Genomic DNA, 14,790 nt, shown 5'->3' on the forward strand with positions numbered 1-14,790 from the left:
CTGCGATATGAACTTTGTCAAATCATCCCTGAAATATCCGCAGGTGACGCTGTCGGTATTGCTGCTGGTGTTTGCGGTGGGCGTTTACTCGCTGCTGAATATGCCCCGGCGCGAAGACCCGAAGATCACCGTCCGGCAAGGCCTGGTCCTGGCCTATTTCCCTGGCGCCAACTCCGCTCAGGTGGAAGACCAGGTTACCAAAAAACTGGAACAATATCTTTTTCAATTCGAAGAGATCCGCAAAGACAAAACCTATTCGACCTCCCAGGACGGAATGGTGGTCGTAAATGTGGAATTGGGCGAAAATGTAAAGAACCCGGACGTCTTTTGGAGCAAGCTGAGACACCAGTTGCTGGTGGCCAAACAAGTCGATTTTCCCAAAGGCGTTCGCGGCCCGATCGTGAACTCGGATTTCGGCGATACCGAAGCGCTGGTGATTGGGATCGAAAGCAATAAGGCTACCTACGCACAGCTTAAAGATTATACCCAGAAACTGGAAGATGTTCTCCGGACGGTCAAATCGGTTTCAAAGATCAAGCGCATTGGTGAGCAAAAAGAGCAGATTACGGTTACTTCGAGCTCCGAAAAGCTTTCTCAGTATAATGTCAAACTGTCTTCGGTGGTGCAGGTTTTGCAATCGCAGAATGTGATCAGTCCGACCGGAGATATCAAAACCGCAACGAGCCAGACGCCACTATACACCTCGGGCTATTATAATACCGAAAATGAAATCGCAAACCAGGTGGTGGGCGCTTCCAATACCGGGGAATTGATACGGCTGGGCGACATTGCGCAGGTTAACCGCGAATATGCCGAGCCGACCAGCAAGACTACCGTTAACGGCAACAATGCGATGATGCTCGCCATCCAGATGCAGGAAGGAAACAACATCGTGAAGTTCGGGGAGGAGGTAACGGCCAAACTGGCCGAAGTAGAAAAGCTGTTGCCGACCGACGTGAAACTGACGACCATCGTCAACCAGCCGAAACTGGTAGATGAAAATATTACACACTTCATCCGCGAATTTTTCCTGGCCATTTTCTCGGTTGTGATCGTCGTGATCCTGCTCCTGCCCATCCGCATTGCAGCCGTAGCCGCGATGGCCATTCCGATGACGATCGCCGTTACATTCGCATTGCTGAATGCATTTGGAATCGAGCTGCACCAGGTATCGCTTGCAGCGTTGATCGTCGTGCTGGGTATGGTCGTCGACGACGCCATCGTGATCGCCGATAATTATGTGGAACTACTCGATGAGGGTATCGACCGCTGGACAGCCGCCTGGCGCAGCGCCACCGATCTGGTAATCCCGGTACTAGCAGCCACCGTAACGATCATCGCGTCGTTCATGCCGATGGTGATCCTGACAGGCTCCGTAGGCGAGTTCATCCACGCATTGCCGATAACAGTAGCCATCGCATTAGCAGCTTCGTTCATCGTAGCGATGATTCTGACACCTTTATTGTGTTATACTTTTATCAAAAAAGGCCTGCACGACCACAGTGCAGAAGAAACCGATAAAAAGAAGCGCATTACCCTCCTCGACCGCATGCAAAACGGCTACAATGCCGCGCTCGAATGGTGTGTGAGGCATTCGGCACTGACTATCGGCGTCAGCCTGGTTACAGTAGCGCTTTCCTTATTTGTTTATCAGGGAATCAAACAAAAATTCTTTCCCGCCGCCGAGCGCAACCAGTTTGTAGTGGAATTGTGGATGCCGACCGGCACCAAGCTCGACCAAACGGGCCAGGCAATCCTGAAAGCCGAAAAACTCGTCAAAGGCGACCCGCGCGTGACCTCATACGCGACGTTCACAGGCACGAGCGCGCCGAGATTTTACTATAACTTCTCACCCGAGGTGCCGGTTACCAATTACGCCCAAATCCTGATTAACACCACCGACGATAAAACTGCCGAAGAATTCGCTGATGAACTGGAAGGAAAAGTAGGCGCATTGATCCCCGAAGGTTCCCCTCAGGTGAAACTGATGCAGCAGGGCTCGCCCTACAAGTCGCCCGTGGAGGTACGCATTGTGGGCGATGATGTTTCCCGCCTGAAAGCGATCGGCACGCAGGTACAGGACATTCTTAAAAACGCGAAAGGCAGCGCGATGGTCCGCCCCGATTTCCGCGAGGACTATTACGGCATCAGCATTCAGCTGAAAGACGAGGCCAACAAGCTCGGTTTCACCACCGGGAGCATTTCACAAATGGTGTACACGGGTTTCAATGGCGCACCGGTTTCGACGATGTATGAAGGTAACAACCCGCTCGATATCGTTTTCCGTCTCGACGCCCGTAACCGCCAGTCGTCCGATAACCTGGAAAACATTTACCTGGCCTCGCCGGTAACCGACGCCAATGTACCGCTCCGCCAGATCGCCGATTTGAAACCGCAATGGCAAACCGGCAAGATCATGCACCGCAATGGCGTACGCACACTCACCATCCTAAGCGAAACCGAAGGCGATGTACTTCCGGCTGACCTGGTGAAGGAGGTGAAGGATAAAATCGCCGACATTCCGTTGCCTGCCGGCTACCGTATCGAATACGGCGGCGAGCAGTTCAACAAGAACGAGACATTCAGTCAGATGATGGTCGTGCTGGCGATTAGCCTGGTACTGATATTCTTTATCCTGCTGTTCCAGTTCCGGAGCCTGAAAGAAGCCGCGCTCGTCATGCTCACGATCCCGCTCAGCCTGTTCGGCGCGTTGATAGGCCTTTACATTACCCATAACAATTTCGGATTTACGGCATTTGTGGGACTAATCAGCCTTTCGGGAATCGTGGTACGGAATGCGATCATTCTGGTGGACCATACCAACGAGCTGCTCGGACACGGAATGGACATCCGCACAGCCGCTATCGAATCTGGCAAGCGTCGTTTACGCCCGATATTCCTCACTGCGATGGCCGCAGCCATAGGTGTACTGCCGATGATCCTCTCCGGCTCGCCGATGTGGAGCCCGCTCGCGAGCGTGATCGCCGTCGGCGTGATATGGTCGATGGTCATGGCGCTGCTCACCGTGCCGGTACTGTACATCGCGATGATCAAACCGCATGATAAAAAAGACCTGATGGTAACACCTGTTGCTGAACACCATGAAAACTAAGCTGTTTTTTCCCCTATTCATGATCCTCGCAATTGCGCAGGTACCCTCGTATGCGCAGCAGCAGGCGGAGCCGCTCACGCTGGAAAAAGCTATCGAGATGGCATTGCAAAGCAACCATCTGCTCAATGTGAGGAAGTTGCAAGTCGCCGAAAAAGAAGCGAAAGTCGCAGAAGACCGCATTAAACGTTTCCCGGTGGCTTCGGTTAGCTCGGCCTACCAATACAATGCGAACCTCGGCGAGCTGGTGATCGACCAGGGCTCTTTCGGCGCATTACCGCTCGGCGGGACAACCATTCAGTTGCCTAACGAAGAGAAAACTTTTCCCCTGGGTAAGCATCATAATTTCAATGCCGGGGTAACGCTTTACCAGCCTATTACCCAGCTTGGAAAGATTAAAACAGGTATTGAAGTGGCGCAAACAGACGCCGAGCTGGCACGCCATGAGCAGTCGAAAACGTCGCTGCAAATCCGGCAGGCGATCGAGAAGTTGTACTATGGTCTGCTGATCACCCAAAAGCAGCAGGACGAGGCCAATGCGAAGATCAAACTGGCGCAAATGCGGCTCTATGACGTTGAAAGTGCATTGCTTTCAGGCAAAACCATTGATGTAAACAAGGCCGGACTGCAAGCCAATATTGCCGACGAGGAGCAAAACTTGCTGAAACTACGCATTCAAACGGAAGACTACACGGCCGATTTGAAACAGCTTACGGGCATTGAAGCAGACAGCATTACGCTTGCGCCGGTGGCCAATGCAAGCATTGCCGGGGCGACAGGCACATTGGATAGCTATTTGGTCAATGCCGCCACAGCCAACAACGATATTAAAATCGCTAGCCTGACGGAACTGAAAACGAAAAAGGCTATTCGTGCTGCCGAGCAAAGTAACCTGCCCGACATCGGTTTGGTAGCAGGGTACTCCTACCAGACCGGCAACCTGCTTTTTCCGAACAACAATCCTTTCCTGGGTGCGCAGTTCAAATGGAATATCCAGGATTTGGTCGCCAACAAGCAGGTAATCCGCCAGCGGCATTTGCTGAGCCAGCAGGCCCGTGAAAATCTGAGCAATACCCAAAACCAGGTCAAAAACGATGTCGCCAAAACCCACCGCAAGCTTACACAGGCCACTGCATTAATAGCCGTTGCCGAGAAAGCTGTGAAATACCGGACGGAAGAACTGAAAGTGCAAACCGACAAGCAGGCATCCGGACTTAATCTTGAAGCGGACATTCTCAACACGCGTTCGCTGTTGGCGAAGGCGGAGGCGGATTTGCTTGCGGCCCAATTAAATTACCGATTAGCGCATTCGGATTTGCAGCGGCTTACTTCGGAATAATTTCCAGGCAGGATGGTTTTCAAGTAAAAAGGTTACAATTAATTACTATTCAATTTTAAAATGAATTGAATTTAGATTTAACTTGTAACCGATGTCTTACAATATTTGAATACCATCTTGCTATAAGCCATGAAACAATTACTACTCGCATTCGCAGCCCTATTGCTGCTGTTTTCCTGTAAAAAAGAAGACTCACCCGTGCCGCAGCTTGAAAATGCCGACTGGTACATGCTCAGATCGCCGGATAACCGTGATATCAAGGCTGTGCACGGCGATATCGATGGTACGCTGACGATCACTACCGGCTTTGAAATTTTCGTGACGACTGACAAAGGCAAAAGCTGGACAAAAGGGAACTACAATGCACGTGTAGGCCTTTTTGCGTTTTTGGAAAAAGAAGACACGCTTTTCGTACTGGAAGGCCAGCGATCCGGCGCAAGTGTTTTCGATAATGTATTCGGGATCCAGCCAACCTGGTTCAGTATGAACCGCGGGCTGAACTGGGAACGGTCGACCTCCCGTCGGGATTTTGACGATTGGAAAGTACCAATCAATTACGCCTATTCCGGCAACGGCATCCGGTTCGAAATCGACCTTATCCAGAACGAAGAAGGATATCTGCAGACGATCGGGATCAAATCCGAAAGTGGCCGGAAAATCGCGCTCCCTGCACGGCACCAGTTGGTGAGCGTGTATTTTGATAAAAAATCGCGGCTGTATGTGACCGGTTCCGCACCACTTTGCAGCGAAGGAAAAACATTCGAGTATTGCGATCAGGTCAACCGAAGCGGCACGGTTTACATTTCAAAAAAGCCAGTCTTATTCTAGCAAGACCATTATTCATAAAACGGCCATCGCGTACATTGCGATGGCCGTTTTATGTTTTACTGCAAATCAGTCCCCTACTCAATTTTCGTCAGCGGCGGCACATTCCGGTTGGCCCCGTCGTACCCGACATTCTGGTTGATCACCCCTTTGGTGTTCGCCGTAATCACGAGCGAGGGAATCGGCCACAGCGCATGGAATGGTGCCATATTGGCCGTATTGCCCAGGAGCTGGATCTTCTTTTCGTAGGTATTATTGTACTTCATCACCCGGTCGAAATAGTAGTTCTTTTCGCTGAAATTGCTGAGGCTGTACCCATTCAGGCCGGCTTTGGCCATGATGTAGGAAATGCGCACCAGCTCCGAATGCCGCGGTTCTTCGGCAAAAAGCTCCCGCGCACGCTCGTGCAGGATGAAGTCGATACTCACCTCGCCTGCTGTAATCGGTAATGCTTTCGCCCGTTCGCGTACCTTATTGATATCGGCAGCAGCCAATGCGGGCTGGTTTTTCCAAAGGTAGGCTTCGGCCCGCAGCAGGTAGGTTTCGGCTAACCTGAAAATATACCAGTCGCCATTGCCGCCCATCGGCGTCGCTTTCGGGTCATCCTGCGGGTTGTACATAATGTAATGCGGCATCGCGTACACGTGTTTGAAAGTATCCACCTGTGCGGCGAGGAATTTGGTGTTGATCGGTTTACCGAAATCGACGGAGGTCGGGTTGTTGTATTTCAATTCGTGAATATCCACCCAGTTGATATCCGCGCGGCGCAGGTCGGTCGTGTTGCGCCAGCTAGCACCCTTGTACGACCAGATATCATACTGATAGAAGCCTGTCAGTCTGATATTTGCATTACCCCTACCCAAAGAATCGTACATAGGCCCGCTTGCGACCATTCCCGGCTTGCCCTGGCTGTCGAGCACCTGCGGCTGGAACCACTGACAATTGTAGAGCCGCATCGTATACAGGCCTGCCGAACGGGCTGCCGGCGGCGCCTCATAACGATCGATGGACGCCAGAATGGTCTCGGTGTTCTGCGCAATACTGAAATTCTTGGCACGGTGCAGGTCCCAGATCAGGTTCCGGTAGCCTTTGGTGGCGTCGAGGCCGAAGCGTTGGGTCATTAATGCGTATGGGCCGTTGATCACCTTATTGGCTGCCTCAATGGCCTTGTCGTATTCCAGGTTCGCGAGGTAGATTTTAGTGAGCAAATGGTTCGCCGCGCCTTTCGTGATCACGCCAGATTTGGCCGTTACAGGCAGCCATTCCGCCGCAAACTCGACATCTGTTTTGATCTTTTCCAGAATTGTCCAACGGCTGTGCGTTTGAAAATCCAGCTTCGCCTCCTGTATTTCTCCGCTGAGAAACGGCACGTCTCCGTAGGAATTCACAAGGCGGTAATACCAGTAAGCCCGGTGCCACAGCGCCTCGGCCAGGATCGCATTCCGCTCCTGCTCCGACGCCCATTTAATGTCGTCGATCCGGGTGATCAGCACATTACAGTTTTTAATCGAGGAGTAAATCACCGTAAACATTGTCAGGAAGCGGTAGTACTGGTCGGTATTGGGCGTGAGGTTGTAAAAATCGAGCTGCGACCAGGGCGATGCCAGATCGGAGGCTGCAAATTCCATCGTCAGGTTCGGCATCGTGCCGGTACTCTCGTTTTTGAGGTCTTTCCGCATGGTAATCAGCAGCGCCTCCATGCCCGCTTTATCCACAAATACATTCTCCGGACTGAAAAACGACAACGGCTCCGGTTTCAGCCAATCCTTGTCGCAGGCCGACTGGCTGATGAGCAAAGCAAATGCTATGAGGTATTTGAAATTCTTCATAATGCTGAGATGAATGGCTGTTTACAATGAGAGGTTGAGTCCGACTGTGAAATTCCTGGGCATGGGAACGTTATTTCCGTCGGTATCCCAGGCTTCGGGGTCCCAGCCCGGCCACTTGGTAAAAGTGAGCAGGTTACGTGCGGACGCAAACACACGCACGCTATTCACTTTCAGCTTTTTGGAAATATCGGCCGGCAATGAGTAGCCCACATTCACGTCCTGCACGCGCAGGAACGACAGCTTCTTATAAACCTTGATACCCCCTCCGAACACATTGGTATTGGTGTTGAGCCGCGCGTATTCGTTGCCCGGGTTTTCGGGCGTCCAGTAAGGGAAATCGTTGGTATTGCGCCGGTCATAGGTGTCGGAGCCGCCTGTGCGCAGGCCTTCGGCGAAGGGAGCGATATGGCCCAGTTCACTTCGCAGGAAGAGGCTCGCAGTGAAATTCTTCCAGAATGTAAACTCGTTTCGCAGACCAATCCGGAAACGAGGCTGGCGGTATCCGATAAACTGCTTGTCCATCAATGCCTCGTATTTGCCGTTACCATCCACATCCACAGCTTTGAAATCCCCGGGTTGCAGCTTGTAAACTGCCGCCGCATCCTTTTCTGCGGTTTGCCAAATGCCCGTCACATTATAATTCCACACCCTATCGATGGGCTGGCCGGGAAACCATTCGTTGGAATAGTCGGGAAGTTCGGTGCGGACGGTTTTACCATCTACCGTTTCTTCCTTGTAATCGCCGAATAACCGTTTGATTTTGTTTCGGTTAAACGAAAATACCAGCCCGCTGCGCCACGAGAAATTCGCCTGCTCGGTATTGACCGTGTTGATCGTCATTTCAAAACCCTTGTTGCCCAGCAAGCCCAGGTTCGTGGTAATGTCTTTAAAACCGGTGATCTCGGGCAAAAGACGCTTCATTAGCAGGTCTGTCGTCGTCATATCATAGTATTCCATGCTGAGGTCGATGCGGTTTTTAAACAAACTCAGGTCCATACCGATGTTGATCGACTTCGTTTTCTCCCAAACCAGGTTCGGGTTGGCGAGCGAAGTGTTATAAACGCCTACCTGCACATTGGTACCATCGTAATACATGGCCGAAAGCAGCTGCGCAAGCGCCGAATATGCCCCGATATCCCGGTTACCGTTCACGCCCCACGACAACCGGAGCTTCATCTGGCTCACAAAATCAATATGGAAAAACTTCTCTTCCGAGATTTTCCAGGCCACCGCGGCGGCGGGAAAAACTGCTCTCGGCTGCTTCGTACCGAATGCCGAGAAGCCGTCGCGGCGGACTGACGCGGTGATCAGGTATTTATCGAACAATGTATAATTAAGCCTCGCCATGGCCGCGTCGCCGGTAATCTGGGTATCGTTCGTTTCCATGGCCGGGCTGGTGCCGTACTGCAAGCCGTGGAAGCCCAGGTTTTCATTCGGTACAAAACCCTGGTTTGCGATTCTGGAATACCAACCCCTGTTCCGCTCGGCGCTGTAAAGCAGCGTCACATCGAACTGGTGCACGCCGAACTGCTTGTTCCAATGCAAAAGATTGTCGAGAATGTACTCGTACGTGGACGCATCCGCACGCGTACTATACCCGCCCGAGCGCGTGGAGCCGCCGTCAAGCGTATTGGAAGACCAGAAATTGTAGTCCTTCGAAGCTTCGTAGCGGGGCTGGAAAGATATTTTGTAGTCAAATCCAAATGGCAACTTGATCTTTCCGTAGAGGGAAGCAAAGAGCGTATTTACTTTCTTCATCCGTTCCTGACCATAATAATTGATCAGCGGATTGGCCACGGCAAAGCTGTTGGGATACCACATTGCATTGCCATCCTCATCGAACATCGAGCCGTAGGGGCTCATGATGAACATCTGTGGCAGGTTCGCGGGAACGGTGCCTTCATCGCGGTCGGCAAACTGGCTGTTGACTCCCACATTGAGCCAGTCGGTCACTTTAAAATCGACATTGAGGCGCGAGCGGATGGTCGAAAACTTATCGCCCCGCAAGATGCCTTCATTGTTCTGATAACCCAATGACCAGTAATACGTGACGTTTTGCGAGCCGCCGCCGATACTGACGTCATAGTTCTGGCGCAAACCGGTCCGGATCACCTCCTTGTACCAGTCGACCGTTTTCCCGGCGAGGTAATTTTCGGTTTCGATCGGAAAAAAACGTAGACGGCTCAGCCATTCCTGGGTGTTGTCGGCTTGCGGATTATTGCTCGCAGTGCGCCATTGTTCCAGTGAAACGCCTGCCGGTAGCGTACCCGGATTGTCATAGTAAAAAGAAGGACGGTCGGGATTCGTCGCCCGCAGCAGGTCGCGGCGGAAAGTGAGGTAGCCGTCCTTGTCGAACGGTTTGAAATCATTCGCAGTCTGCACCGTGCCTACATTGGCCGAGACGTTGATCACCGGCTTGCCCGTCGCACCTTTTTTGGTTGTGATCAGGATCACCCCTCCCGCGGCCCTTGCCCCGAAAACGGCGGCAGAGCTCGCATCTTTGAGAATGTCTATCGTTTCGATGTCGGCAGGGTTAATGTCCGCGATGCTGCCATTGAAGATCACCCCGTCCATGACTACCATTGGGCTGGAATTGGCCGTCAGTGATTTCGGTCCGCGAATCTGCAACGAACTTCCGCCAGCCGCCGAAGTTGCCTGGTTGGCATTGAAACCAGCGACGGTTCCCGTGAGCATATCGGTGAGCTGGGTCATCGGCTGGTTTTTGAATGTCTTCGAATCGATCCGGATCACCGCGCCGGTGAGGTCACTCTTCTTCATGGTTCCATACCCCACCACCACGAGTTCATCGAGTGCATTCGTGCTCGGTTGCAGGGCTATTTCAATCACCGACTGGTTGCCCACCGCCACTTCTTTCGTTACATAACCTACATAGCTGAATGTCAGCACATCCGACGCTGCTGCCTGGACGGCGTACCGGCCGTCGGCATCAGTGGTAGTACCTCGTTGAGTGCCTTTTACCACGACAGTCACGCCGGGCAGGCCCTGCTTGTTCAGACTGTCGGAGATCACGCCGGTAACATCCCTCAGATTTTGCCCATAGAGCCAAAACGGGCTGAGCCACGCCAAAAGGATGAGCATACGGGCCCACGGGTGGGTTGGTAGTTTTACATACATAAGATTATGGTTAGGAATTGAAAATGGATTTTCAGAGGAAAGCAAATCAAAATCCAGACATGGCAGCCCGTTCCTCGCAATGCGGCTGCGAGGTTATTTATGATGCACTTTTAGCATCAGGCAGTATTTAATTTTGATTTATAACAATGTTACAATGAATTTAATAGGTATCCATGATAACAGCCGAAAATAATACCGATAACGTTCTCGAAAAGCGAACGCGGATCATTGGCCTCCCAAAAACCTCCCAAACCCCGCAGAAGCGGTATCGCAAACCGTGCCATCCGGCTTCTTGTAAATCAGGTAAGCCTCTATTTCCGGGTGGGCGCGGAGTATTTCAAACGCTCCGTCGACGCCGGCGGCGAGGAGCGCATTATCGAAGCCGTCGGCGGTGATCGCTTCGGGTGCCACTACGGTCGCGCTAATGATCTCGCGACTGGCGGGGAAACCTGTTTTGGGATCGATGATGTGGGAAAGCCGCATTCCGCCCGAGTCCCTGAACTTGCGGTAACTGCCCGAGGTCGTGACGGCGCCATCGCCGATGCTGATCACCTCGCGGATCACCGGCGCATCGAATTCTGTCAGCGACGGCGTTTCGATACCGATTTTCATCGGCTCATTACCAGGCAGTTTACGGCCTTTCGTGCGGATTTCCCCTCCTACTTCGACCATGTAATTCGCAATCCCATGCGCTTCCAGGAATCCGGCGATCACATCCACGGAATAGCCCTGCGCAATCCCGTTCACATCTACCTGTACGCAAGGGATAGCTTTCAAAAGTCTGGTCCCGCGGACCTGTAATTTATCCGACCCAACGCATCTAAGCAACTCGCGAATGGCAGCGCTGTCGGGCATCGGCCCTGCGGCTTTTGCCCCAAAGCCCCACGCCCGTACGAGCGGGTAAACGGTAACGTCGAAAAGCCCGGCGGTTTCGTAGTAAATCTGTTTAGACTTGTCGATGACGCGTGCAAAGTGCCGATCCATTTCGATGCCTTCCTGAGACGCATTAAACCGGTTGATCAGCGAGCCCGGCTGGTAGATCGAAAGAGACGCGTCGAGGCTTTTGAAAATGCTGTCGATCTGCATTTTTGAAACCAATTGTTGCCCGGCATAATAGGTAATGGCATAGGTCGTCCCTTGCGCCTCTCCGACAATCCGATGGGCCTCAGGGCTTCTGACGGGAGATAATGCACTCGTTATAAAGCACATGAACCCCATTGAAATGTTTCGTCTATGCCGCCCCCAACGCATCAGACCGAGTATTCCGGTTTCCAGTACTGTACCTTCTCCGTATCCGCCGCTGCATTGCCCATATGAATAGCGATGGACCCGTCGCGACCGGTTTCGACATTGGAAACGGGTTCCTTTTTGTTCCTGACGCATTCGGCGAAGTCTTTCAATGCGAATACGGTCGGTTCCATCTGCTCTTCGCCGGGCTTCCCGAACTTCACTTCCACACCTTTGCCCTGGGTGGTTACGGCAATGGTAGCGCCGGTGACACCATCTACGACGCCTTTGGCATTGTTGGTAATTTCGGGATAAATCAATGCCTTGTCGCGGAGGACCTCGACTGTTGCCTTGTCGCCCAAAATGCGGATGCTATAACCATTATACGCATTGGAAAGCACCGAGGTCACACTCGCTTTTACGCCATTGGGATAGTCGTAAACGGTGCGGATGTTGTCGTAGGTATCCCGACCGTCCTTCCAGTAATTGATTCCGCCCAGGCCAACCACTTTAACGGGGCGACTGTCCGTCAGATAATTGACGACGTCGATCTCATGTGCGCAAAGCTCCGAAAGCGGGCCGCCGCAATATTCGCGGTACATGCGCCAGTTGATCGCGCGTTCCATTTTCGGGTCTTTTACCGGAAACCGCCAGTTCGAATTGCGGTTATACTGGCACTCGAAATGGGTGATCTTGCCCAACCAGTTTTCCTTCATGATCTCCTTCACCCGATGGTACAAGCCATAATACCGGTATTGGTAGCCGATTTGAAAAACCAGGCCCGATGCCTTCACTTTCTTCACCAGATCAATGGCCTGCGGAATGTCGTAAGTCATCGATTTTTCGAGATAAATGTGCTTTCCAGCTTGCAATGCTGCAATGGCCATCGGGTAATGCAGGTAAAGCGGTGTGGCAATTACCACGGCGTCGATCGATTTGTCGTCGAGCAGCTGTCGGTAATCAGTGTAGGCTTTTGCGTTTTTGGCGGCGAGGCTCATTCCTTTTTGCAGGTTCTCGGAAATAATATCGCAGCAGGCAATCAGTTCAAAATCGGGCATTTCACGGATGAGCGTCGCCAGCCCGGCACCGCGGGAACCGGTCCCGATGACTCCCAGGCGAATCTTGTCGACAGGTGCAACCGCTTTCCCTAATGCGGGTGAAAAGGCAGTCGAAAACCCGGCTCCTGCCATTGCGGCGAGGCCGGTTGCGATGAAATCTCTTCTTGTTGTCAGTGATGGGGTCATGGGTAGGAATCGTGTATGAAAATGATTTACGGGCACGTGCCCGTAAATGTAAGTATTTTTTAATCAGATCGAAATGAAAAGGCCAGAGAAAAAAATCGGGCATAAAAAAAGTCCCGGCTGTGTGCTGCCGGGACTTTACCAGTGAGCGACTCAGGGCCTCACGAAGCGAAGCCCCGCCGAAATCCCCACACGGTACGGCTGATAGTAGAACGGGTTTTCGATACCTTTAACCTTCACCGGACTAAACTCGGCATAGGGCCCAATGCTGAATGCAGTATTTCGGCTCACGGCAAATTGCTTTCCTAGTCCCAGGCTGACCCAGCCAAGGCTTTGGCTGCTGTTCAAATCATGTGAGTACTCCGCTCCGAAAGCGGCAAAGAACCGGCTAACCGGTGAATGCCCCCAGCGTAACTGCCGCGCAATGCCAACGCCGAGCATCGAAAATTTCCGATTTTCTTCGATGAGGTCGCCCTGGCGCACGGTATGATACTGGCCCTTATCGTCGGGCTTCACGAGGTAGTTGTTGTTGGCGACCTCATAGGAGTAGGTTTGCCGGAAACTGCTGAAATGCAGCTGCAACTGAATACCTTTCCGTTCCACGCCGCCGCTGAGCTTATAGCCCATCGACCTCGCCGTAAACAGCAACGGGAAATTGAAATTCTGAAAATCTTTCGCTGCCGAAGACGGCACGGTCAATATCTGATATGAATGCAGCGCCGACGCATTGAAAAGCCATGCAATCCGTGCAGGGTTTGTCACAATGACCTTCGCGGGCTTGTAAGCGGGTGCGACCACTCCGCGCAAATGCAGCGGGACCAGCACATCTTTTAACGGTATCGACGCCAGTTCCTCCAAAGGCGCCACATTCATCGCTGAGTCTGCTATTGCAGGCATCTCCTCGGCCATTGCAGCATGCATTTCGTCCGTTCCGGATCCGGTTTCTTCCGCCGTTACCTGACCAGTATAAGCAACCGGTAACCTTTCACCCCTGCTTACAGTGGCGCCCGGAGTGTTACCGGAATGCGGATGATGTACATTCGCTGCCGGTTTGCTTTCCGGGTCATTCACAAAAACACTTTTCACCATTCGTTCCAACTGCAAATCCGGCTTTTTCACTGCCAGTTTCCCCTGCTCCGATGTGCGAGCCGGCGCTTCGGCAACAGACTTCGCCAGCGTTCCGGCCCTGCCTGCCTTGCCTGATTCCACCGAAGCAGGTTCATGCGCAACATCCGCGTGTACTTTGCCCGGAGTACCGAACGGTGCACTGATTTCACGCGCATAACGGCTCAGCAAGATCCCGGAGACCGAAATCAGTACTAACGCACCGGTAAGCCACCAATATTTTCCCGTACGTGCAGGCTTTACGCGGGCGCGTATGCGATCCAGCGCAGTTGGGTTAGGTTGCTCTTCATAGTCATCAAACTTGCGTTTGAGGACGTCGCGCAGCGCTTCGTTAAATTTGTCCTCAGAAGTTTTCATGATGTACTATTCCTTTAAGTTCTAATTTTTTCATCAGCAGGTTACGTCCTCGCATGAACTGCGACCGGGCCGTCGCGTCCGACATGGATAGCATATCTCCAATTTCGGTGTGTGTATAGCCGTCGATCAGGTGCAGGTTAATCACAGTCCGGTATTTATCCGGCAACTCATTGATAAGATCTACCAGGTCCCGAACATTCATCTGGTCGATCATCCGAACGTAATCGTCCGATTCCACCTGCCATTCCACACCGTCGAGCGAGCTGTGGAGCTCTTCGCGCCGGGTCGTCCGGTTGTAATAGTTGATCGCCGTCCGGATCACCGTCACTTTCACCCAGCCGTCCACGGCTTCGGGGTCTTTCAGGTCACTGATACTGTTAAAAATCTTCACAAAAGCGTCCTGAAAGATATCGTCGGCTTCCGCCACGGTCCGTGCGTAACGCCGGCATATACCCGTCATCCTGGCCTTGTACCGCTCGTAAAATACGGTCTGCGCCCTCGGGTCCTGCTTCTGGCAGGCTTTCACGAGGCTTGTTACGCTGTCGTATTTTTTAGAGAGAAAGAATTTCATTAAGGGAACGTTGGCTCAGGAACTAGTATAAA

Annotated in this window: 9 protein-coding genes; 3 read left to right on the forward strand and 6 right to left on the reverse strand. The window is 52.4% G+C overall.

The genetic code is table 11. The features are described 5' to 3' along the window. Nucleotides 1-7 precede the first annotated feature (7 nt). The 3 genes from AAHB90_RS26710 to AAHB90_RS26720 all read left to right on the forward strand — a co-directional run bounded on the left by AAHB90_RS26710 (nt 8) and on the right by AAHB90_RS26720 (nt 5,276). A complete protein-coding gene (locus AAHB90_RS26710) occupies nt 8-3,112 on the forward strand; it encodes an efflux RND transporter permease subunit (protein ID WP_342088293.1) in 3,105 nt (1,034 codons plus the stop codon). Then, nucleotides 3,102-4,448, forward strand: a complete 1,347-nt coding sequence (locus tag AAHB90_RS26715; RefSeq protein WP_342088294.1) for a TolC family protein — start codon at nt 3,102-3,104, stop codon at nt 4,446-4,448. The genes AAHB90_RS26710 and AAHB90_RS26715 overlap by 11 nt, the downstream gene beginning before the upstream one ends. A gap of 129 nt (nt 4,449-4,577) precedes the next feature. Further along, on the forward strand, nt 4,578-5,276 hold the full coding sequence (locus AAHB90_RS26720) for a hypothetical protein (protein WP_342088295.1): 699 nt from the start codon (nt 4,578-4,580) through the stop codon (nt 5,274-5,276). Between the two features lie 74 nt (nt 5,277-5,350). Here the strand turns inward: AAHB90_RS26720 and AAHB90_RS26725 are convergent, their stop codons facing one another. The 6 genes from AAHB90_RS26725 to AAHB90_RS26750 all read right to left on the reverse strand — a co-directional run bounded on the left by AAHB90_RS26725 (nt 5,351) and on the right by AAHB90_RS26750 (nt 14,758). Further along, a complete protein-coding gene (locus tag AAHB90_RS26725) occupies nt 5,351-7,102 on the reverse strand; it encodes a RagB/SusD family nutrient uptake outer membrane protein (protein WP_342088296.1) in 1,752 nt (583 codons plus the stop codon). 21 nt (nt 7,103-7,123) lie between these two features. Continuing rightward, entirely contained in the window at nt 7,124-10,237 is a 3,114-nt protein-coding gene (locus AAHB90_RS26730; protein ID WP_342088297.1) for a SusC/RagA family TonB-linked outer membrane protein, read from the reverse strand. Nucleotides 10,238-10,462: 225 nt separating this feature from the next. Continuing rightward, complete coding sequence (locus AAHB90_RS26735) at nt 10,463-11,446, reverse strand: FAD:protein FMN transferase (RefSeq protein ID WP_342088298.1); 984 nt, start codon at nt 11,444-11,446, stop codon at nt 10,463-10,465. 41 nt (nt 11,447-11,487) lie between these two features. After that, nucleotides 11,488-12,708, reverse strand: coding sequence for a Gfo/Idh/MocA family protein (locus AAHB90_RS26740; RefSeq protein ID WP_342088299.1), 1,221 nt, complete (start codon nt 12,706-12,708; stop codon nt 11,488-11,490). 150 nt (nt 12,709-12,858) lie between these two features. Next, on the reverse strand, nt 12,859-14,187 hold the full coding sequence (locus tag AAHB90_RS26745) for a hypothetical protein (RefSeq protein ID WP_342088300.1): 1,329 nt from the start codon (nt 14,185-14,187) through the stop codon (nt 12,859-12,861). After that, nucleotides 14,174-14,758: an RNA polymerase sigma factor gene (locus tag AAHB90_RS26750; RefSeq protein ID WP_342088301.1), complete on the reverse strand. Its 585-nt coding sequence runs from the start codon at nt 14,756-14,758 to the stop codon at nt 14,174-14,176. The genes AAHB90_RS26745 and AAHB90_RS26750 overlap by 14 nt, the downstream gene beginning before the upstream one ends. Between the last annotated feature and the right edge of the window lie 32 nt (nt 14,759-14,790).

Origin of the sequence: Dyadobacter sp. OTU695 (assembly GCF_038440355.1) — a bacterium.
Lineage (GTDB): Bacteria > Bacteroidota > Bacteroidia > Cytophagales > Spirosomataceae > Dyadobacter.